The 20,176-nt window shown below is 62.9% G+C and carries 19 protein-coding genes and 1 riboswitch; of the genes, 13 read left to right on the plus strand and 6 right to left on the minus strand.

Features of this window, described 5'->3' with window-relative positions; all coding sequences use genetic code 11:
• Positions 1-4 precede the first annotated feature (4 nt).
• Positions 5-877 (plus strand): thermonuclease family protein, encoded by an 873-nt coding sequence (locus tag NKH35_RS03165; RefSeq protein WP_352913331.1) that lies wholly within the window; start codon positions 5-7, stop codon positions 875-877.
• On the opposite strand, the gene NKH35_RS03170 is transcribed toward NKH35_RS03165, so the two are convergent.
• The gene (locus NKH35_RS03170) at positions 840-2,489 is read right to left on the minus strand and encodes a lysine--tRNA ligase (RefSeq protein ID WP_352913333.1); all 1,650 of its coding nucleotides are present in this window, start codon (positions 2,487-2,489) and stop codon (positions 840-842) included. The genes NKH35_RS03165 and NKH35_RS03170 overlap by 38 nt on opposite strands.
• A gap of 156 nt (positions 2,490-2,645) precedes the next feature.
• Here NKH35_RS03170 and NKH35_RS03175 point away from each other — a divergent pair, with 156 nt between their 5' ends.
• The gene (locus tag NKH35_RS03175; protein WP_023688697.1) at positions 2,646-3,059 is read left to right on the plus strand and encodes a tellurite resistance TerB family protein; all 414 of its coding nucleotides are present in this window, start codon (positions 2,646-2,648) and stop codon (positions 3,057-3,059) included.
• Between the two features lie 136 nt (positions 3,060-3,195).
• Here the strand turns inward: NKH35_RS03175 and NKH35_RS03180 are convergent, their stop codons facing one another.
• On the minus strand, positions 3,196-4,005 hold the full coding sequence (locus NKH35_RS03180) for an ABC transporter substrate-binding protein (RefSeq protein ID WP_502902101.1): 810 nt from the start codon (positions 4,003-4,005) through the stop codon (positions 3,196-3,198).
• Positions 4,006-4,308: 303 nt separating this feature from the next.
• On the opposite strand from NKH35_RS03180, the gene NKH35_RS03185 reads away from it, so the two are divergent.
• Both NKH35_RS03185 and NKH35_RS03190 read left to right on the plus strand, forming a co-directional pair.
• Positions 4,309-5,040: a helix-turn-helix transcriptional regulator gene (locus NKH35_RS03185; RefSeq protein ID WP_023669621.1), complete on the plus strand. Its 732-nt coding sequence runs from the start codon at positions 4,309-4,311 to the stop codon at positions 5,038-5,040.
• Between the two features lie 275 nt (positions 5,041-5,315).
• Positions 5,316-5,954, plus strand: a complete 639-nt coding sequence (locus tag NKH35_RS03190; protein WP_023681954.1) for an acyl-homoserine-lactone synthase — start codon at positions 5,316-5,318, stop codon at positions 5,952-5,954.
• A 201-nt stretch (positions 5,955-6,155) separates the two neighbouring features.
• Here NKH35_RS03190 and ppk2 read toward each other — a convergent pair whose 3' ends face one another.
• Positions 6,156-7,061, minus strand: a complete 906-nt coding sequence (gene ppk2 / locus NKH35_RS03195) for a polyphosphate kinase 2 (protein ID WP_352913335.1) — start codon at positions 7,059-7,061, stop codon at positions 6,156-6,158.
• Between the two features lie 102 nt (positions 7,062-7,163).
• Between ppk2 and NKH35_RS03200 the strand changes: the two genes are divergently transcribed.
• The 3 genes from NKH35_RS03200 to NKH35_RS03210 all read left to right on the plus strand — a co-directional run bounded on the left by NKH35_RS03200 (position 7,164) and on the right by NKH35_RS03210 (position 10,370).
• A complete protein-coding gene (locus NKH35_RS03200; RefSeq protein WP_023732410.1) occupies positions 7,164-8,429 on the plus strand; it encodes an ATP-binding protein in 1,266 nt (421 codons plus the stop codon).
• A 115-nt stretch (positions 8,430-8,544) separates the two neighbouring features.
• Entirely contained in the window at positions 8,545-9,267 is a 723-nt protein-coding gene (gene phoU / locus NKH35_RS03205) for a phosphate signaling complex protein PhoU (protein ID WP_023692535.1), read from the plus strand.
• 95 nt (positions 9,268-9,362) lie between these two features.
• Positions 9,363-10,370, plus strand: coding sequence for a magnesium and cobalt transport protein CorA (locus NKH35_RS03210; protein ID WP_023669626.1), 1,008 nt, complete (start codon positions 9,363-9,365; stop codon positions 10,368-10,370).
• A 130-nt stretch (positions 10,371-10,500) separates the two neighbouring features.
• On the opposite strand, the gene NKH35_RS03215 is transcribed toward NKH35_RS03210, so the two are convergent.
• The gene (locus NKH35_RS03215) at positions 10,501-11,019 is read right to left on the minus strand and encodes a GcrA family cell cycle regulator (protein ID WP_023669627.1); all 519 of its coding nucleotides are present in this window, start codon (positions 11,017-11,019) and stop codon (positions 10,501-10,503) included.
• A 358-nt stretch (positions 11,020-11,377) separates the two neighbouring features.
• Here NKH35_RS03215 and NKH35_RS03220 point away from each other — a divergent pair, with 358 nt between their 5' ends.
• From NKH35_RS03220 to NKH35_RS03230, 3 genes are all read left to right on the plus strand, one after another.
• On the plus strand, positions 11,378-12,577 hold the full coding sequence (locus NKH35_RS03220) for an aspartate aminotransferase family protein (RefSeq protein WP_023681950.1): 1,200 nt from the start codon (positions 11,378-11,380) through the stop codon (positions 12,575-12,577).
• An 18-nt stretch (positions 12,578-12,595) separates the two neighbouring features.
• The gene (gene argF / locus NKH35_RS03225; RefSeq protein WP_023669629.1) at positions 12,596-13,507 is read left to right on the plus strand and encodes an ornithine carbamoyltransferase; all 912 of its coding nucleotides are present in this window, start codon (positions 12,596-12,598) and stop codon (positions 13,505-13,507) included.
• 108 nt (positions 13,508-13,615) lie between these two features.
• On the plus strand, positions 13,616-14,647 hold the full coding sequence (locus NKH35_RS03230) for an Hsp33 family molecular chaperone (RefSeq protein WP_031261895.1): 1,032 nt from the start codon (positions 13,616-13,618) through the stop codon (positions 14,645-14,647).
• A gap of 186 nt (positions 14,648-14,833) precedes the next feature.
• Here the strand turns inward: NKH35_RS03230 and apaG are convergent, their stop codons facing one another.
• The gene (apaG, locus tag NKH35_RS03235) at positions 14,834-15,226 is read right to left on the minus strand and encodes a Co2+/Mg2+ efflux facilitator ApaG/CorD (RefSeq protein WP_023681948.1); all 393 of its coding nucleotides are present in this window, start codon (positions 15,224-15,226) and stop codon (positions 14,834-14,836) included.
• Between the two features lie 221 nt (positions 15,227-15,447).
• Here apaG and NKH35_RS03240 point away from each other — a divergent pair, with 221 nt between their 5' ends.
• The gene (locus NKH35_RS03240) at positions 15,448-16,599 is read left to right on the plus strand and encodes a ceramide glucosyltransferase (protein ID WP_023732407.1); all 1,152 of its coding nucleotides are present in this window, start codon (positions 15,448-15,450) and stop codon (positions 16,597-16,599) included.
• 11 nt (positions 16,600-16,610) lie between these two features.
• Here NKH35_RS03240 and NKH35_RS03245 read toward each other — a convergent pair whose 3' ends face one another.
• On the minus strand, positions 16,611-17,801 hold the full coding sequence (locus tag NKH35_RS03245) for an O-succinylhomoserine sulfhydrylase (protein WP_023669633.1): 1,191 nt from the start codon (positions 17,799-17,801) through the stop codon (positions 16,611-16,613).
• Positions 17,802-17,858: 57 nt separating this feature from the next.
• Positions 17,859-17,936, minus strand: a riboswitch (SAM riboswitch).
• A 140-nt stretch (positions 17,937-18,076) separates the two neighbouring features.
• Here NKH35_RS03245 and NKH35_RS03250 point away from each other — a divergent pair.
• Together NKH35_RS03250 and NKH35_RS03255 are read left to right on the plus strand one after the other, a co-directional pair.
• Positions 18,077-19,171, plus strand: a complete 1,095-nt coding sequence (locus tag NKH35_RS03250) for a 2'-deoxycytidine 5'-triphosphate deaminase (protein WP_023699517.1) — start codon at positions 18,077-18,079, stop codon at positions 19,169-19,171.
• Between the two features lie 101 nt (positions 19,172-19,272).
• Complete coding sequence (locus tag NKH35_RS03255) at positions 19,273-20,043, plus strand: ABC transporter substrate-binding protein (protein ID WP_023681945.1); 771 nt, start codon at positions 19,273-19,275, stop codon at positions 20,041-20,043.
• Positions 20,044-20,176 lie beyond the last annotated feature (133 nt).

Raw genomic sequence — 20,176 nt, forward strand, 5'->3', positions numbered from 1 at the left:
CGCGGTGCGTCTGCTTCAAATCCTCATAGCCCTCCTGGCGATCCCGGTGATGGTCGCCATTGTCGTCGCCGGCGGTCGCGCGCTGCATCGCGACGGCCCCGCCATTACTGTCGACCAGATCGACCCGGACACCGAGGCCGTGCCCGAGGAGCCGGCGACGTCGGCGATCCCCGAGGTCCAGCCCGTCAAGCCTCCGATGCACTCGCCTCAGGTGCATTCGAGGGCGATCGATCCCGAGGCCATCGCACCGCCGCCGCTGGCGGTAGAAGAACTTGAACGGGTTGAGCCACGCGAGCCGCTGAGCGACCTGGCGCTGGCCGGACCGCCCAAGCCGCGTGGGCGCAGAGCGGTCGACGACTGGGGAGGAACAAAACTGTTCCAGCCGGTCGCGGCCGCCGCCGGCCTGATCGAAGCCAATGGTTATTCCGTGACGGTCTCCGGCATCGACATCGTCAGGCAAGACGAGACCTGCACCGAGGGCGGCAAGTCCTGGGCTTGCGGTATCAGGGCGCGCACCGCGTTCCGGTCTTTCCTGCGCGGCCGGGCCGTTGCCTGCAAGGTGCCGCCGGAGGCCGACCGTGCGCTGATCGCCGCCGAATGCCGCATCGGCAAGCTGGATGTCGGCCAGTGGCTGGTCGAAAACGGCTGGGCGCGCGCCACGGCAGGCGGCCCCTATGTCGAAGCGGGCGACAAGGCGCGCGCCGCCAAGAAGGGCGTCTTCGGTGCCGCGCCCGATCTTGGCGGCCTGCCACCGGCGCCAACGCCGGTTGCGGCACCGACGGCGTCGCAACCGATCCTCGATGCCCCGGCGATGGACACGCCGCCGGCCGGGACGGAAATTACGCCGCCAGCTGACCAGCCAGCGCCCGCTCAATGAGCGCGCGGGTTTCGGCGATGCCGTAGAGGGCTGCGAACGAACCGAAGCGCGGTCCGCGTTCCTGGCCGATCAGCACCTGGTAGATCATCTGGAAGAAAGCGCCCGAGACACCAGGGCCGCCGTCCGGGCTCTTCTTCGAATGGTCCTGATAGCGTTCGATCTTGCGCGCCACGTTGAGCGAAGCGTTCTGGATCGCTTCGCCGTCGGCGCCGGCCGGCAGGCCAGCAAGCGCGTTGCCAAGCGCTTCCAGCGCCACGCGTTCGACATCGTCGGCCGGCCGGAAGGTCTTCGTCGGCTTCACGAAATCGTCGAAGTAGCGGATGGCGAAACCGACCAGCTGGTCGAGTTCGGGATGCGTCGCCGGCGTCACGCCAGATGCATGGCGCGAGATGAAGCCCCACAGCACATCCTTGTTTTGCGCGTTGGAGGCGCTGACCAGGTTGAGCAGCAGCGAGAACGGCACCGGCATGTCGATGGAAGGCGGCTTGCCGTCATGCATGTGCCAGACCGGATTGCCCAGCCGCTCCTTCCAGTCCTGGCGCGGATAGGCGCTGAGGAAGGTGTAGTACTCGTCGACGGCGCGTGGGATGACGTCGAAATAGAGCTTTTTCGCCTGCCTTGGCCGCTGATACATATAGAGGCCGAGGCTTTCGGTCGGCGCGTAGCGCAGCCATTCGTCGATGGTCAGCCCGTTGCCCTTCGACTTCGAGATCTTCTGGCCGTTCTCGTCCAGGAACAGCTCGTAGACGAAATGCTCCGGCGCGCGTCCGCCGAGAATGTTGCAGATGCGGTCGTAGATCACCGCATTGGTCTGGTGGTCCTTGCCGAACATTTCGAAATCGACGGCGAGCGCTGCCCAGCGCATGCCGAAATCCGGCTTCCACTGCAGCTTGACCTTGCCGCCGGTCACCGAAAGCGTGGTCTCGGTGCCTTCATCGTCGAAGGTGATGGTGCCGGCCTTGGCGTCGACATGCTTCATCGGCACGTAGAGCACGCGCCCGCTCTTCGGCGAGATAGGCAGGAACGGGCTGTAGGTCGCCTGGCGCTCGGGTCCCAGTGTCGGCAGCATCACCGCCATGATCTGGTCGTAGCGCTCGGCTGCGCGCACAAGCATCGCATCGAAGCGGCCGGCCTTGTAGTACTGCGTCGCGCTGGCGAATTCGTAGTCGAAGCCGAACGTGTCGAGGAAGCGGCACAACATCGCGTTGTTGTGGTCGCCAAAGCTCGGATAGTCGCCGCCGAACGGATTGGGCACCGCCGACAGCGGCATATGCAGATAGGGCTCGAGGGCTGCGCGATCCGGCACATTGTCGGGGATTTTGCGCATGCCGTCCATATCGTCGGAGAAGCAGAGCAGCTTGGTCTTGACCTTGTTCCCGGTCAGCACGTGAAAGGCATGGCGCACCATCGAGGTGCGCGCGACCTCGCCGAACGTCCCGATATGCGGCAGGCCCGACGGGCCGTAGCCGGTCTCGAACAGGATGATCTCCGGGAAGTCGCCGCCCTTGTAGCGCTCGATGATCTTTTTGGCTTCCTCGAACGGCCAAGCCTTGCTTTCGGCGGCTGCCGCAAGCATTTCGGGGTTGAGATCGGCGATGTTTGATCCCGTCATGTCAAAGTTCCAGTCATGGCCGGCTTTCGCGGCTGGTAAGATTTTTCAACCGGGTCTCTAGGCGCGACAGGGCGGAGCGTCAACGATATCAGGCGTTTTCGTTGCGACGGCGCCGTAGCGTCCCTACCTTCGACCCTCACTATCAAGGAGTCTTGAATGCCGTTGCCGTCCACTCATGAAGCCCTGATCTACCTGATGGTCATCACCTCGGCTTCCGATCGCGACATGACCGATATCGAACTGGCGCGCATCGGCGACGTCGTCCGCAGCTGGCCGGTGTTCGAGGATTTCAAGCAGGACAGGCTGATCGCCATTGCGCAGGACTGCCAGAAGATGCTGCATGAAAAGGATGGGTTGGAAGGCGTGCTCGAGCGTGTCGCCGAGACTTTGCCCGAACGGCTGCACGACACCGCCTATGCCGCGGCCTTCGAGGTTGCCGCGGTCGATCTCGAAATGCGCATGGAGGAATTGCGGGTGCTGCAGTTGATCCGGCGTGAACTCGATCTCGACACGCTGACTGCCGCGGCCATCGCGCGCGGGGCGAAGGCCCGCCTGCGCACGCTGACCTGATCCAGCCCCTAGAGGAAGCTGACCGGGACCGGATCAGAAAAAGCTGACCGGGAACCGGATCAGAAGAAACTGACCGGGAACCGGATCAGAAGAAACTGACCGGGAACCGGATCAGAAGAAACGACCTGGAACCGGATCAGAAGAAACTGACCGGGAAATAGCGGAGGTAGAATTCGGCGAAGGTGCCTTTCACCGATATCTCCTGCAGCGCGTAGTCCATGGCTGCGGCCAGCGCTGGGTCGCTGGCCCGGGTGGCAATGGTCATGCCGGAGCCCAGATATTCCGGCGCCAGGTAAGGGCCACCGGCGAAGCGGCAGCAACCGGCGGCGTCCGTGCCGCCCAGCCAGAAGGAAAAGCGCATGCCGTCGCCGAAGGCGGCATCGATCTTGGCGCTCTTCAAGTCGCTGTAGAGGTCTTCCGGCCGGTCGAATCGGATGATCTGCACGGTGCCGAAATAGTCGCGCAGCATCTTTTCATGCGCCGAGCCGGCCAGCACGCCGACCCGCTTCGAGCGCAATTTGTCGAGGATCGGCTCGGCGAAGGCCTTGGTCTTCGGCATGATGAAGCGCGCCGGAAACTGTAGATAGGAGCGCGAAAAGCTGTACTTCGCCCGCGTCTCCGGCGTAGCGGCGATGCCGGCGATGATCGCCTCGCCTTCGCCCTTCTGCAACGCGTCGTCGAGTTCGGCCCAGGGCAGCGCCTGGATCTGGCATTTGTCGGCGATGTCGAGTTCGGCGCAAATCGCCCGCGCCAGGTCGATGTGGAAGCCGGACAATCGGCCCGTGCCGTCGAGAAAGTTGAAGGGCGGGAAATCGGTTGTGGTGAGGAACCTGAGCCTTGGCAGCGCCGAAAGGTCCGGTTTCGGCAGCCGCTCCTTGGCATCCCAAAGCACCGGTACCTGCGGTTCCGCGGCTCGCGCAGCGCCGGCAAACGGCTGCACTCCCATCAGCATCGACAGTAAGGCGATGGCTATCCAGCGAGGTGTCACGAAAAAACTCCGCCCGTCTTGGCCGTTGGCTTGTGATACGAAAACGGCGCAGGCACAATTGTTTTTGATTTCAACGGGCAAATTTCGGGTTATGCTTTGGTGAGGTTGCAAATAGCCGCACAGAGTCGGCCCGAGGTTGGCGGTCGCTGGCGTTAGAAAAGCTAAGGATGTGGCTATGCAATCCGGGGTTGATGGCGAAGTGCGGGTCAGGCACGTAGCATCGGTCTCAAGAGCGGTAGGCAACATGGGGTAGATGTTGCGATGGGTTATTTTGACCGGACACTTGAATATATTGACCGGGTGCAGCGTGCCGACACGTCGGCTGCGGTGTGCGAGCAGCTACTTAGTGTCACCTCGAATTTCGGATTGACGGCCCTGATAGCCGCAACGGTGCCGCAGCCCGGTACACCAAGCAGCCAGACGAAGGACCATGTGCTGCTCTGCGATTGGCCTAGCGAATGGCTGGAGCGTTACTTATCGCGCAACTACGTCGACCACGATCCGGTCGTCAGCCATTTGAAGCAGTTTCGGGCGCCATTCCAATGGCGCGATGCCGTTCAAAGCATGCCCGCCGACAAGAGCAGCGCCGAGGTAATGCGCGACGCCCGCCAGTTCAAGCTGCGTGACGGCCTCGCCTTCCCGCTGATCACGCTCGAAGGCCAGATCGCGCTGGTCTCGCTGGGCGGTGAGGCGGTCGAACTGTCCGAAGCCGAATTCGCAATGGTCTCGCTGGCCTCCACCTATGCCATCGGCCGCGCCATGCAGCTTCAAACGACGGCCGGCAAATCTATCGATCACATTGAATTGACGCCGCGCGAGCGCGAATGCCTGCAATGGGCGGCGGTCGGAAAATCCGAGTGGGAGATTTCGCAGATCCTCGGCATCTCGGAGCATACCTCTGAGAAACACCTTCTCAACGCCAAGAGCAAACTAGGCGCCGCCAACCGTGTGCAGGCAGTCGCCGAAGCAGTCAGGCACGGCTATATCAGCTAGGCCGGTTCTGGCGGCCCGAAATTTATGGCCGCATTGTTGGCGTCATATCTTCAGAAAAGACCGGCCCCTGTCGTCCTCTTGAGACGGCTAATGCTTTCTTAACGCCAAAAGCAGACTCGGCGTCGCCAACAGGGTGCACGCCATCGCGGAGGCGTTTAGACGCAGCTATATTAGCCATGTCGGCTGTGGCAGCCTGGAAATCCTTGCCAACACCTTCGCGCAATTTTTTCGGGAAAGCCCGGCCGTATCTTCCTCTTAAGCCCAGGAGACGGCTAATGCTATTTTCCCTTACCACTCAACAACTGATGGAACGTCCCGACCTATGGGAGGCCGTCCATCGCCTGCGTTACAAGGTCTTCGTCGATGAGATGCGGTGGACCGATCTCGATCGCCCGGACGGCCTCGAAATCGATCAATTCGACCATGATGAGGCCGAACACCACCTTGTCATACGCAATGGCGAGCTTGCAGGCTATCATCGGATGCTGCCGACCACACGGCCGCATCTCCTTAGCGATGTGATGCCGGAACTCTGCGAGGGAAAGCGCCCTTCGGGACCGAATGTCTGGGAGCTAACCCGTTACGCGGTGGCGCCAGGCTTTCGCGATGGCAAGCGCGGCGTGTCTACGGTCGGCACCGAACTGATCGCCGGCTTCGTCGAATGGGGCCTTGCTCGCAATGTCGATCAGGTCATTATCGAGGTCGAGCCGGTGTGGGTGCTGCGGACGCTGCAGTTGCACTTCCTGGCGACGCCGCTCGGTTACCAGCGCACCTATGGCAACCAGCAGGTCGTCGCCACACTGCTGACCTTCAACGAGCATACGCTGGATGTCGTGCGTTCGCGCCGCAACCATCACGCCCCGGTGTTGGCCAGGGGCACCCCCCACATGCTCGGCATGCGGCAGGCGTCGTGAGACTGTCTTCACCCGACGCGCTTTAATGCATGTCGCTCAAAGTGGCCCCGGTTTTGAGAGAACGACATGCATGAAACAAAGACCTAAAGCGCGTCGCGTGAATCCGTTCAAATGCGACGCGCTTTAGACAATGGCCACAGAGCCCACCTCCATGTGCGGGTGGGCTCTGTAATTTCAGCCTCTGCCTATCGAGGCCAGTCTCTACTTCTCGAGAAACGACGGCCCTTCGCCGACGATCTTCTTATCTTCCTTGCCGATGGCGTCGAGATCGCGCCCATCATAGGGCAGTGACAACAGGATGCGCCGCATGACGGCCAGCCGCGAGCGTCGCTTGTCATTGGCCCGCACGATGATCCAGGGCGCGAACTGTTTGTGCGTGCGCTCGACCATCTGGTCGCGCGCCTTGGTGTAGTCGTCCCATTTGGTGATGCCGGCAATATCGATCGGCGAGAACTTCCAGTTCTTCAGCGGCGACCAGCGGCGGGCGTGAAACCGTTCGAGCTGGGTCTCGCGGCCGATGTTGAGCCAGAATTTGAAGAAATAGATGCCCTCATTGGAGATCATCCGCTCGAAATGCGGCGTCTCGTCGAGGAATTTTGCATGCTGTTCCGGTGTGCAGAAGCCCATCACCGGCTCGACGCCGCCGCGGTTGTACCAGGAACGGTCGAAGGTGACGAATTCGCCCGATGTCGGGAAATGGGCGACGTAGCGCTGGTAGTACCATTGCCCGACTTCGGTTGGGGTCGGCTTGGTCAGCGCCACGTTGCGCGCGGTTCGAGGATTGAGATACTGGCGCAGCACCGAGATGGTGCCGCCCTTGCCGGCGGCATCGCGCCCCTCGAACAGCGACATCACTCTGCTGCCGGTCGCCTGCAGCCATGCCTGCGCCTTGACCAGTTCGATCTGCAGCCGCTCCAGCGTCTCGTCATACTCCTCGGTCTTCATTTTCTTGTCGTAGGGGTAGTCGCCTGCCGTCAGTTTGTGGTCCTCGATCCAGCTGGGAAGCTCGGGGTTTTCGATGTCGAACTCCCGCTCCTTGCCGTCCACCTTGATCTTCAGCGGCCCCTTTGCCGGCTCTGCGGCGGGACTTTCCTTGGCTTTTTTCATCGAGAGGAACCTTTCCAGCTTGCGGACTCATGCTATGGGGGGCCTCAAACCCGGTCCAGCGGAAGTTTCGGCGGGACCGGCGCAGAAGCACGGAAAGCACGAATGGCTGACACCGGCGCAGAGCGGACAACCACGGGGCAGGCCGTCGCCGGCCGGCTGTGGAACAGCCGATGGCTGCTTGCCGCCGGTGCGATCGCCACCCTGGCCGTTTATGGTTTTGCCGGTATCTCCGCCTATGTCGTCCTGGCTGCGTTGACGGTGCTGCTGGCCGCCGCGCTTCTGCCAACCGGAGGCGCCAGCCGGTCCGCTGAGACCATTGCCACGATCGAGGCGAGTGGGCTGCAGCGGCTTTCCGGCGAATATCTTGCGGCTGCCGTTGCCGATCCGCTGATCATCTTCGACCGCACCGCCACCATCGTCCACGCCAATGCCGCCGCCTTTGCCGCCTTTGTCGGTATCGCGCCCGGCCTGTCGCTGTCGCTAAAATTCCGCGCGCCGGAAATGCAGGCCTTGCTGGACGGCGTGCTGTCGGGAACCGTCGCCTCCGATGCCGTCGACTACACCGAGAAGCTGCCGGTGGAACGGGCCTACCGGGTCAGCGCGTCCTCGGTCGGCCACGCCACCGATCTCTATGTGCTGGTATTCAAGGACCAGAGTGAGACGCGCCGCATCGACCGCATGCGCGCTGACTTCATAGCCAATGCCAGCCACGAGTTGCGCACCCCGCTTGCTTCAATCTCGGGCTTCATCGAGACGTTGCGCGGCCCGGCCCGCAACGATCCGGCGGCGCGCGAGCAGTTCCTGCAGATCATGCAGAACCAGACCGGCCGCATGGCGCGCCTCATCGACGATCTCCTGTCGCTGTCGAGGCTTGAAATGAAGCCTTACCTGAGGCCGGGAACCGAGGTCGATCTGCGCCAGACCATCGACAGCGTCATCGATTCGCTAGGTCCGCTCGCCAGCGAGAACGGCGTCGTCATCGAACGCGACTACGCCGAGGGGCCGCTCGACGTGCCCGGAGACCGCGACGAGCTGTTCCAGGTGTTCGAGAATCTCTTGGAAAACGCCTGCAAATACGGCCAGCCTGGCGGACGCGTCACGGTGTCGATCGCGCGGGGCGAGGCCGGCCCGGAACCGGGCATCGATGTAACCATCAGGGACTACGGCCCGGGCATCCCGGAAGAGCACATACCGCGCATTACCGAGCGCTTCTATCGCGTCGACGTGGAGAGCAGCCGCACGCAGAAAGGAACCGGTCTTGGCCTGTCCATCGTCAAGCATATTCTGACGCGCCACAACGCCCGGCTTTCGATCAAGTCGGAGGTTGGCAAGGGCGCGGCGTTCACGGTCCATTTGCCGGCAGGCTGAGGCGGTACTATCTGCTAACTGCCTGTTTCTTCTTTCTGTCATCCGGCTAGCGTATCAGCACAGGGGTCGAGGAAACGACGCAAAAGGCCAAAGATTTAAGGAAGGCATTTCGCCCATGCAGTCCGTACACATTGTCAGCGCCTATGACGAAGAGCTGAAATACCTGGCGAAGCGCATCGCTGCGATGGGCGGCCATGCCGAGCGCATGGTCGAGCAGGCGATCCAGGCGCTGGTCAATGCCGATCCCGGCCTCGCCCAGAAGGTCATCCGCGACGACATCGTGCTTGACGATGGCCAGCGCGAAATCGACGACAAAGCCATCGTCATCATCGCCAAGCGCCAGCCCATGGCGACGGATCTGCGCGAGATCGTCGGCGCCATCCGCATTTCGGCCGACCTCGAACGGGTCGGTGACCTCGCCAAGAACGTCGCCAAGCGTGTGGTCAGCGTCATTGACGGCCGCCAGCCGACCAGCCTGTTTCGCGGCCTCGAGGCGCTGGCCGAACTCGCTTTGACCCAGCTCAAGGAAGTGCTCGACGTCTATGCCTCGCGCTCGGTCGAGAAAATAGGCTTCGTTCGCGACCGCGACGACCAGATCGACGCCATGTACACCTCGCTGTTTCGCGAGCTTTTGACCTACATGATGGAAGATCCGCGCAACATCACGCCGTGCACGCATCTGCTGTTTTGCGCCAAGAACATCGAGCGCATCGGCGACCACGCCACCAACATTGCCGAGACGATCTACTACATCGTCACCGGCGAGCAGTTGCCGGCCGAGCGTCCAAAGGGCGACAAGACCGACAAGGTTGCCCTGCCGGCGCTGCCGGTGAAGTGATCGCGCGCCCCTCGAACGCTTAATCATATTGCGCTAAACTGCCCGGATGTTAGCGTCTCGGTTCCTGGCCAAGGCCAGGCGCTCAGGAGGCTGCGATGGAATATGTCCGAGAGTTCAAGCCGGCGCCGGCATCGTCCGGCATCATCGCGTCGAGCGTCTACACCGCCGGCAAGCGGATCGCCGACATTCCGATCGAGGAAGCCGGTGAATGGGCCAAGAAGTCGGGCCATGTCGTCTGGATCGGGCTGCTCGAACCCGACCGCGAGCTTCTGCTGCGCGTCAAGGCGCAATTCCATTTGCATGAGCTGGCGATTGAAGACGCCGAACATCCGCACCAGCGGCCGAAGATCGAGCAATATGGCGATGCGCTGTTCATCGTTGCCCGCACTGCACAGCTGATCGACGGACGCGTCACCTTCGGCGAGACGCATCTGTTCGTCGGCTCCGGCTATATCGTCAGCGTCAGGCATGGTCCCTCGACCTCATACGCCGCCGTGCGCCAGCACTGGGAAAGCTGTCCGCACTCACTGGCCAAGGGCGAGGATTTCGTCCTCTACGCCATTCTCGACTTCATCGTCGACAACTACATGCCGGTGCTCGAGCAGATCGAGGACGAGGTCGAGGCGATCGAGGACAGGGTGCTGCTGAAGCCGATGACCGGTCCCGACATCGAGCGGCTCTACATGCTGCGCCGCGATCTGTTGCGCCTGCGCAATGCGGCGCTGCCGCTGGTCGAGGTCTGCCGCCGGCTGACCAGCGCCGACCTGCCGCAGATCCATACCGCCATGCATCCGCTGTTTCGCGATGTCACCGACCATATCCGCACCGTGCAGGAAAAGATCGACAGCCTGCGCGAGGTTCTGGCGTTCGCTTTCGAAGCCAGCCTGCTGGTCGGCCAGAGCCAGGAAACCGCGAACACCAAGAAGCTGGCCTCATGGGCGGCGATCCTGGCGGTGCCGACGGCGCTCGCCGGCATTTACGGCATGAATTTCGACGACATGCCGGAACTGAAGATGCAATACGGCTATCCCGTCGTATTGGTCTCGATCGCGCTGATCTGCTCGTTTTTGTATTGGCGATTTCGGAAGAGTGGGTGGCTGTGAGGGGGCAGGCAGCAGTAGGCAGTAGGCAGTAGGCAGTAGGCAGTAGGCAGTAGGCAGTAGGCAGTATAAGGTAGCGCCTCACGAGCGCTACCCCATTCCCTACTGCCCAGTCCCCAATCCCTATTCCTAACTACCGGCTCCTGCGCCGCTCTGAAGCTGGCTGGAACGCCACCCTTGCGTGGTACTTGCAGTAAGGTCCGGTTTCAGCCGCCTCGTTGCCGCAGAAGTTGAAGTCTTCCGACAGCGGGTCGCCATTCGGCCATTTGCAGGTGCGCTCGGTGAGATCGGTGAGCTGCAGATGCCGCGAGATCGGCACGACGACGTTTTCGACCGGGCGGATGTAGTGGCGCGCCACTGGCTCGGCGTCGAACTGCGCCTGCAGCGCGTTCGCCCCGATCGACGTCGTGACATGGCGCTGCGTGGTTGCGGCGCGAGGCACCGATTTCTGGATCGAAGATCCCTGCGTTGTCTTCTTCTGACGCGCCGGCGTCGCGGTCGAGCGTCCGCGGCCCGACAGCTTCAGCCGGTGCACCTTGCCGATGACCGCGTTGCGGCTGACCCCGCCGAGTTGTGCGGCGATCTGGCTTGCGCTCAAGCCCTCCGACCACAGTTTCCTGAGAAGTTCGACCCGCTCGTCAGTCCAGTTCATGAGACCGCGCTCCTGCTATGTGTGCGGCAGCCGGAATCCGTTCCCGACCCGGCAATCTTTGCCGGGGCAGACACCACATATATTAGGTGATTAGGTCCGCCGCACGAAATCTAGTTATTTCCCGACTACAATTACCTCATGTGTTGACTCGGTGACAAGAGTCCCAGGTGCAACACGAATCGGTTTTTTAGGTTTTCCCCAACTTGCCCGGTCGCTTATGAGCCGGCGTCTCGTCGGGAGCTTGCCGCGCGCCTCTGCGCGACGTTTTCGTTGACTTCATGGCCGAAAAACACGATAAGCCGCAAAGGCCGCCGCTTTGGCGGCTTTTTTGATTTTTCCGGTACCGGAGACGCATATAATGAGCGGTTCGGCGCTTTACGAGACCTTTGCCCGCGCCCCTTTGGCCTTCGACCATGGCGAAGGCACCTGGCTGGTTACCGACAAGGGCGAGCGATATCTCGATTTCGCTGGCGGCATCGCGGTCAATTCGTTGGGCCACAGCCATCCGCATCTGGTCTCGGCGCTGACCGAACAGGCGGCCAAGCTCTGGCACGTCTCCAATCTCTACGAGATCCCGGGGCAGGCCCGGCTCGGCGAGCGGCTGGCTGACGCCACCTTCGCCGACAAGGTGTTCTTCACCAATTCCGGCGCCGAGGCGCTCGAATGCGCGATCAAGACGGCGCGCCGCTACCAGTTCGTCAAGGGCCATCCCGAGCGCTTCCGGGTCATCACCTTCGAAGGCGCCTTCCACGGCCGCACGCTGGCGACCATCGCCGCCGGCGGCCAGTACAAATATCTCGAAGGTTTTGGGCCCAAGGTCGAAGGCTTCGACCAGGTCGGCTTCGACGACATCGACGCCGCCGAAAAGGCGATCACACCAGAGACCGCCGCGATCCTGATCGAACCGGTGCAAGGCGAGGGCGGCATCCGCCCGGTGCCGACGCAATCCTTGAAACGGCTGCGGCAGCTCTGCGACCAGCACGGCCTGCTGCTGATCTTCGATGAGGTCCAGTGCGGTATCGGTCGCACCGGAAAGCTGTTCGCGCATGAATGGACCGGCGTGACGCCCGACATCATGGCGATTGCCAAGGGTATTGGCGGCGGCTTTCCGATGGGCGCGTGCCTCGCCACCGACGACGCTGTCGTCGGCATGACGGCAGGCGTGCATGGCACCACTTTCGGCGGCAATCCGCTGGCCATGGCGGTCGGCAACGCTGTGCTCGACGTCGTGCTGGAAGACGGCTTCCTCGAAGACGTCCAGCGCAAGGCATTGCTGATGAAGCAGGGCCTGGCGGCGGTCGCCGACGAATTTCCTGATGTCATCGAAGGCATCAGGGGCAGCGGCCTGATGCTTGGCCTGAAATGCGCCATGCCCAACACCAAGGTCAACATGGCGCTGCGCGACCAGCATCTGCTGGCGGTGCCGGCAGGCGACAACGTCATTCGTCTGCTGCCGCCGCTGACCGTCACCGACGCCGAGATCGGCGAAGCGCTCGATCGCATCCGCGCCGGCGCCAAGGGCCTGACCGACGCCATCGCCGCGGCCGCCGCGAAGTAATCCCGAGAACCATTCCCGATGAGCCTTCGCCATTTCACCGATCTTTCCGCCGTTTCCGAAGGCGATCTGCGCCTGATGCTGGACGATGCGGTGGTGCGCAAGGCGCGCCTCAAGGCCGGCGAACGGACCAAACCGCTCGAAGGCAAGGTGCTGGCCATGATCTTCGACAAGCCGTCGACGCGCACGCGCGTGTCCTTCGACGTCGGCATGCGACAGCTCGGCGGCGAGACCATCATGCTGACCGGCACCGAAATGCAGCTCGGCCGTTCCGAGACCATTGCCGACACCGCCAAGGTGCTGTCGCGCTATGTCGACGCCATCATGATCCGCACCACGTCGCATGAGCGGCTGCTCGAGCTGACCGAGAATGCCACGATTCCGGTCATCAACGGGCTGACCGACGACACCCATCCCTGTCAGCTGATGGCCGACATCATGACCTTCGAGGAGCATCGCGGTCCGGTTGCCGGCAAGACCATCGCCTGGACCGGCGACGGCAACAACGTGCTGCATTCGCTGCTCGAAGCTTCGGCGCGGTTCCGCTTCAACCTGAACGTCGCAGTGCCGGAAGGCAGCGAGCCGGCGCAAAAGCATATCGACTGGTCGAAGAGCAATGGCGGCAAGCTGCACTTCACCCGCTCGCCCGAGGAAGCCGTCGACCAAGCCGACTGCATCGTCACCGACTGCTGGGTGTCGATGGGCCAGGAACACCGCGCCCGCGGCCACAATGTCTTCTCGCCCTATCAGGTCAATGCGGCGCTGATGGCGAGGGCCAAGCCCGACGCCCTGTTCATGCACTGCCTGCCGGCGCATCGCGGCGAGGAAGTCACCGACGAGGTCATCGACGGTCCGCATTCGGTTGTCTTCGACGAAGCCGAGAACCGGCTCCACGCCCAGAAGGCGGTTTTGGCCTGGTGTCTGGGCGCTTGATCTCCAGGCGCTTGATCTCCAAGCGCTTGATCCGGGGCGGCGCGATGCCTATTTGCGCCCCATCACGCAAATCAAGCGCGTTTGGACGCATGCACCCCTCCGGGCCGCATGGCCGCGCCCTGGAGCTTTGTCATGTTGGAAACGCATCAAGTGACTGAACATCACCCCAGACTCGGCGAGTTCGGCTATGCCGGCGACGATCATGTCGTACCCTTCGAGGTCGGCCCGCTCGACGTGCGCGGCCGCACCGTGCAACTCGGGCCGATGCTCGACGCCATCCTCAACCGTCACGACTATCCCGAGCCGGTCGCCCGCCTGCTCGCGGAAGCCTGTGTGCTGACGGTGCTGCTCGGCACCTCGCTCAAATTCGAAGGCAAGTTCATCCTGCAGACCCGCACCGACGGCCCGGTCGACATGCTGGTCGCGGATTTCTCCACGCCTTCGGCATTGCGCGCCTATGCGCGTTTCGACGCCGACCGGCTGGAGGCCCTGGTGGCCGCAGGCCAGACCTCGCAGCAGACGCTGCTGGGCAGCGGCGTTTTGGCGCTGACCATCGACCAGGGCGCGCACACGCAGCGCTATCAGGGCATCGTCCAGCTCGACGGCGAGACGCTGGAGGACGCCGCGCGCACCTATTTCCGCCAGTCGGAGCAGATCCCGACCGACCTCAGGCTGTCGGTGGCCAAGCTGCTGACGCCAGGTCCCGGCGGCGCTCGTGAGCAGTGGCGCGCCGGCGGCATCCTGGCGCAGTTCCTGCCGCAGTCACCCGAGCGCATGCGCGTGCCCGACATTTCGGGCGGCGACGGCGATCCGCGTGACGTGACGCAGGAGCCGGCCGACAATTCGTGGCGCGAGCTGGTGGCGCTGCTCGGCACCATCGAGCCGACCGAGCTGATCGACCCGACCATCGGCGCCGAGCGGCTGCTCTACAGGCTGTTCCACGAACATGGCGTGCGCGTCTTCGGCGGCGTGCCGGTCGCCGACCAATGTTCCTGCTCAAGGGACAAGATACGCGGCATCCTCGAGGGGTTTTCCGCGCAGGAGATCAAGGACAGCACCGAAGATGGCGGCATCCACGTCGCCTGCGAGTTCTGCTCGAAGCAGTACGACTTCGACCCGGCGGAGTTTGCAACTCAGTAGCATCTCTTCCTTCTCCCCGTTCACGGGGAGAAGGTGCCCGAAGGGCGGATGAGGGGCAGCGCGAACTTTGGTGAATGGCCGCGCATAGCCTACGTCATGTGCGTGGAAGATAACCTCATGAGTCCGGCGGCGCCCCTCGTTGCACTGCCGGGCATTTCTCCCCGTATAGAGATGGGGAGAAAACCCCTAATTCACCGTCCGCCGCGTCCCCGGCAGATCCAGCGAAAACGCGGGAATAGCGACGTCGAACGTCTCGCCCTTTTTGTTGCGCATGGTGTAGTGGCCGACCATGAAGCCGGAGGGCGTCGAGAGCGGGCAGCCTGACGTGTATTGATAGCTGTCGCCGGGATTGAGCTCAGGCTGGTCGCCGACCACGCCGGCGCCGCGCACTTCCTCGATCCGGCCGCTGCCGTCGGTGATGTGCCAGTAACGCGACATAAGCTGCACGAAATCGTCCGACTGGTTGTCGATCGTCACCTGGTAGCCCCAGACATAACGGTTCTCCGCCGGGTCCGAGCGGTCCTCCAGGTAGAACGGTCTGACCTGCACTTCGATGTTGCGCGTGACGGCGCGATACATGGGCTGCTCCGGTTGCGCGGCAAGGAACATTTGTCGCGCTATGCGGTTTGATACGCGCACAACGGCATGTCCTGCCAGCCTCAAAGCGGAGGTGCCGACAAACAATGTCATTTAAGTGACACATGACAGTGTTGGTGTGGGCAAACCTTGCCGGCGACTCAAGGCCCATCTGTCGACTGACAAAGCAGCCGCGAGCGGCCTTTCCGGAGTGACCAGATCTCATGGAACTAGCTCTCACAGCCGCCTTCGCTTCCTCCGCTTTGCTTCTTTCCAATCTCGCCAGCATCCTGCTTGCTTCGTCGAAACTGCAAGCGCGTCGCCTTATCCCTCCGCCGTCCGACGAGCAGCCACCGGTCTCGATCGTCGTACCGTCGCGCGGCGTGGAGCCGTTCACACAAGAGACGCTGCAGCGAGCCTTCTCGCTCGACTGGCCGCGCTACGAACTGATCTTCTGCGTCGCTCACGCCGACGATCCCGTCGTCAAACTGATAAACAGGGCGATCGTCCTGTTTCCCAACGTGCCGGCCCGGCTGCTGATCGGCGACGACCGCGTCAGCAGCAACCCGAAGCTCAACAACTGCGTCAAGGGCTGGGAAGCGGCGCGCTATCATTGGGTTATTCTGGCGGATTCCAATGTGCTGATGCCAAGGGATTACGTCCAGCACCTGATGGCGGCCTGGCGGACCAATACCGGGCTTATCTGCTCGACGCCGATCGGCTCTCGGCCGGATGGCTTTTGGGCCGAGGTCGAATGCGCGTTCCTCAACACGCTGCAGGCGCGCTGGCAATATGCCGGCGAGGCGCTCGGTCTCGGCTTTGCCCAAGGCAAGAGCATGCTGTGGAACAAGCCGATGCTCGATACCAGTGGCGGTATCCGTGCGCTGGCCGCCGAGATCGCCGAGGATGCTGCTGCAACCAAGCTGGTCAACGGACTGGGCCTGCACGTCAATCTCGTTGCCTCGCCTTTCGAGCAACCACTGGGGCAGCGCCGACTTCCCGACATCTGGTCGCGCCAGGCGCGCTGGGCGCGGTTGCGCCGCGTCACTTTCCCGCTGTTTTTCGCACCCGAGATCCTGACCGGCGTCGCCGTGCCGTTGGCGTTGGCGCTGGTGGCGGCCGCAAGTGCCGGCATCAGCCTGCCGGCCACGGTGTTGGCCGTGCTGACGGCGGCCTACATTCCCGAATGCGCGCTGGCCGCGGCCAAGGGCTGGCACCTGTCGCTGCGCATGGTCCCGGCGATGATGGTGCGCGACATGATGCTTCCCGCCATCTGGGCGCGCGGCTGGCTGAGCGGCGCCGTCGACTGGCGCGGCAACATCATGACCATCGGCACCAAGACGGCCGAACTGGAAGAGGTTTCGTCGGGAGCGTGACGCCTCGCGGCCTATCCGGCTGCCTTCAGCGCCTGCGCAACGTCCTCCAGCAGATCGTCCGTATCCTCAAGACCGACCGACAGCCTGAGCGTTCCCGGCCCGATGCCAAGCTCGGCGCGAGCTTCGTCGCTGAGGTTCTTGTGCGTGGTGGTCGCCGGATGGGTGATCAGGCTCTTGGCGTCGCCGAGATTGTTGGAGATCAGCACGATGTCGAGCGCGTTCTGCAAGGCGAAGGCCGCCTGCTTGCCGCCCTTGACGTCGAGGCAGATCAGCGTCGATCCGCCCGTCATCTGCTTCTTGACGATGTCGGCCTGCGGGTGGTCGGCGCGGCCGGGATAGATGACGCGGGCGATTTCCGGCCGTCCTGCCAGGAAATCCGCGATCTTGGCCGCGCTTTCCGTCTGCTGGCGCACCCGAACCGGCAGCGTCTCCAGGCCCTTGAGCAGCGTCCAGGCGTTGAACGGCGACAGGCTCGGGCCGGTGTGGCGGAAATAGTCGTGCAAATTCTCGTCGATCCATTTCTTGTCCGACAGGATGATGCCGCCGAGACAGCGTCCCTGGCCGTCAATGTGCTTGGTCGCGGAGTAGACGACGATATGGGCGCCGAGCTGCAAGGGCTTCTGCTGCAAGGGCGTGGCAAAGACATTGTCGACGATCAGCCTGGCGCCGATCGAGGTGGCGAGCGCCGCCACCGCTGCGATGTCGACCACTTCCAGCGTCGGATTGGTCGGGCTTTCCAGGAAGAACAGTTTCGTGTTCGGCCGCACCGCCTTTTCCCAGTTGGCGATGTCGGTGCCGTCGACCAGCGTTGCCTCGATGCCGTATTTCGGCGCCAGCGTCTCCACCACCCAGCGGCAGGAGCCGAACAGCGCGCGCGCCGCAACGATATGGTCGCCGGCCTTGGCGCTGCACAGGAGCGCTGCCGTCACCGCCGCCATGCCGGACGCCGTGGCGCGCGCATCTTCGGCACCCTCCAGCGCGCACATGCGCTTTTCGAACATGTCGACGGTAGGGTTGGCATAGCGCGAATAGATGAAGCCCGGCTCCTCGCCCTTGAAACGGGCCTCGGCAGCCTGCGCCGTCTCGTAGACATAGCCTTGGGTGAGGTACATCGCTTCGGACGTCTCGCCGAACTGGGAACGCAGCGTTCCCCCGTGCACGAGTGCGGTCTGAGGTTTCCAGTTACGCTTCTTGGTGCTCATCGCTTTTGTTCCAGACACAAAAAAACCGGCCGCGAAAGTCGCAACCGGTCCATATGGCCTTGCGGCCCGACGGTCCTTTAGCGACTTGTTTAACGTGGCTGCAAGCCGACCGGCCAAATCACCACGGGATAACGACCCTTTAGACCTCACCTGCGCTTGCGTCAATTGCCGGCTTCATTAAGAGGTTTGTACCAGGCAGGTTCCGCAATAATATCCAGCGGTTTTGCGGCAAGAACCTGCCACAAAGAGACCGACCTTGGAGCGGAGCCAGCCTTTTGCGGCAGACAGGCATTCTTCCCGATCAGGACATTTCCGCGCTGTTTCAGTCCGGCGCGCTGAAGTCGCCGCGCGCGCTCGATGTCGACCAGGTGCAGCCGGCGAGCCTCGATCTCAGGCTCGGCGACAAGGCTTTTCGCGTGCGCGCCTCCTTCCTGCCGGGTCCCGATCATCTGGTGGCCGACAAGCTTCACCGGCTGAAATTGCACGAATTCAGTCTCGCCGAGGGCGCGGTGCTGGAAACCGGCTGCGTCTACATCGTGCCGCTGCTCGAAAGCCTGGCGCTGCCCGCAAACGTGTCGGCCTCGGCCAACCCGAAAAGCTCGACCGGCCGCCTCGACATCTTCACCCGGGTGATGACCGATCGCGGCCATGAGTTCGACAAGATCGCCCCCGGCTATCACGGGCCGCTTTATCTCGAAGTCAGTCCACGCACCTTCCCGATCGTCGTACGCGCCGGATCGAGGCTGTCGCAGATCCGCTTTCGCACTGGCAACGCGCTGTTGTCGGAGGCAGAACTGAACGAATTGCACCGCGCCGAGATGCTGGTGGCGACCGAGCCGCCCAACATTTCCGGCGGCGGCATTGCGCTGTCGATCGATCTCGACGGCGACCAGAACGGCCTGGTCGGCTATCGCGGCAAGCATCACACCGGCTTGGTCGATGTCGACAAGCGCGCCGCCCAGGATGCCGTCGATTTCTGGGAGCCGCTCTACAAGAGCGGCGCCGGCGAACTGGTGCTCGACCCGGACGAGTTCTACATCCTGGTCAGCCGCGAAGCCGTGCACGTGCCGCCGCTCTACGCCGCCGAGATGACGCCCTTCGATCCGCTGGTTGGCGAATTCCGTGTTCACTATGCCGGCTTCTTCGATCCGGGCTTCGGCCATTCGGCCTCAGGCGGCACCGGCAGCCGGGCGGTGCTCGAAGTGCGCAGCCACGAAGTGCCGTTCATCCTCGACCACGGCCAGATCGTCGGCCGGCTGGTCTACGAACACATGCTGAAGCGGCCGCAGGCGCTTTACGGCACCGATCTCGGCTCGAATTACCAGGCGCAAGGCCTCAAGCTCTCCAAGCATTTCCGCCCCGCCGGCTGAACCTTCGATCACCGTCAGGCAAAATACTTGCCTGCGCTGCCTCACCATGCTTGGCTGCCTTTCGGTGGCCGGCAAGAGAACGGCGCGCAAGGGGAACCAAAATGCAGATTTCAAGATGGATCATATCGGCAGCGAGCGCTGCCATGCTGGTGATATCGGCCGGCTCGCTGGCTGAGGCGCAGGAGAAATTGAAGATCGGCACCGAGGGCGCCTATCCGCCCTTCAACACCATCACCGCGGACGGCAAGATCGAGGGCTTCGACATCGACATTGCCAATGCGCTGTGTGCGCAGATGAAGGTCGAGTGCGAGATCGTCACCCAGGACTGGGACGGCATCATCCCGGCGCTGCAGGCGAAAAAGTTCGACGCCATCATCGCCTCGATGAGCATCACCGAGGAGCGCAAGAAACAGGTCGCCTTCACCAACAAATACTACACGACGCCGCTGGCACTGGTGGCGCCGAAGGACAGCGACCTCACTTCCACCGAACCGGCAGCCCTTGCCGGCAAGACGGTGGGCGCGCAGGCCTCGACCACCCAGGCCGACTATGCGCAGGACGCCTATGGCAAGGCCGGCGCCGAGGCGAAACTCTACCCCACCCAGGAAGAGGCGATCACCGACCTGCAGAACGGCCGTCTCGATGCCGTCATCTCCGACAAGTTCGTGCTGATGGACTGGCTGAAGAAGGCGAGCGAAGGCTGCTGCAAGCTTGTCGGCGACGTCAAGGGCACCGAGACCCAAGCCGGCATCGCTGTCCGCCTGGAAGACACGGCGCTGCGCGACAAGCTGAATGCGGCGATAGACGCCATCGTCGCCGACGGCACTTACAAGAAGATCCAGGCCAAGTATTTCGATTTCGATATTTATTGACTTCCGGCCCGCCGGAGTCAGGGGGGCGCGAGGGAATCGATAGGCGCGGCCCGGCCGGCGTGCAAATTGACCCTCAAAACAACTTAGAGGGGGCTCGACCAGATTCTGCGCCCAAAACAAACAGGGCGGATGT

It is taken from the genome of Mesorhizobium sp. M1143, assembly GCF_040318435.1.
Taxonomy (GTDB): domain Bacteria; phylum Pseudomonadota; class Alphaproteobacteria; order Rhizobiales; family Rhizobiaceae; genus Mesorhizobium.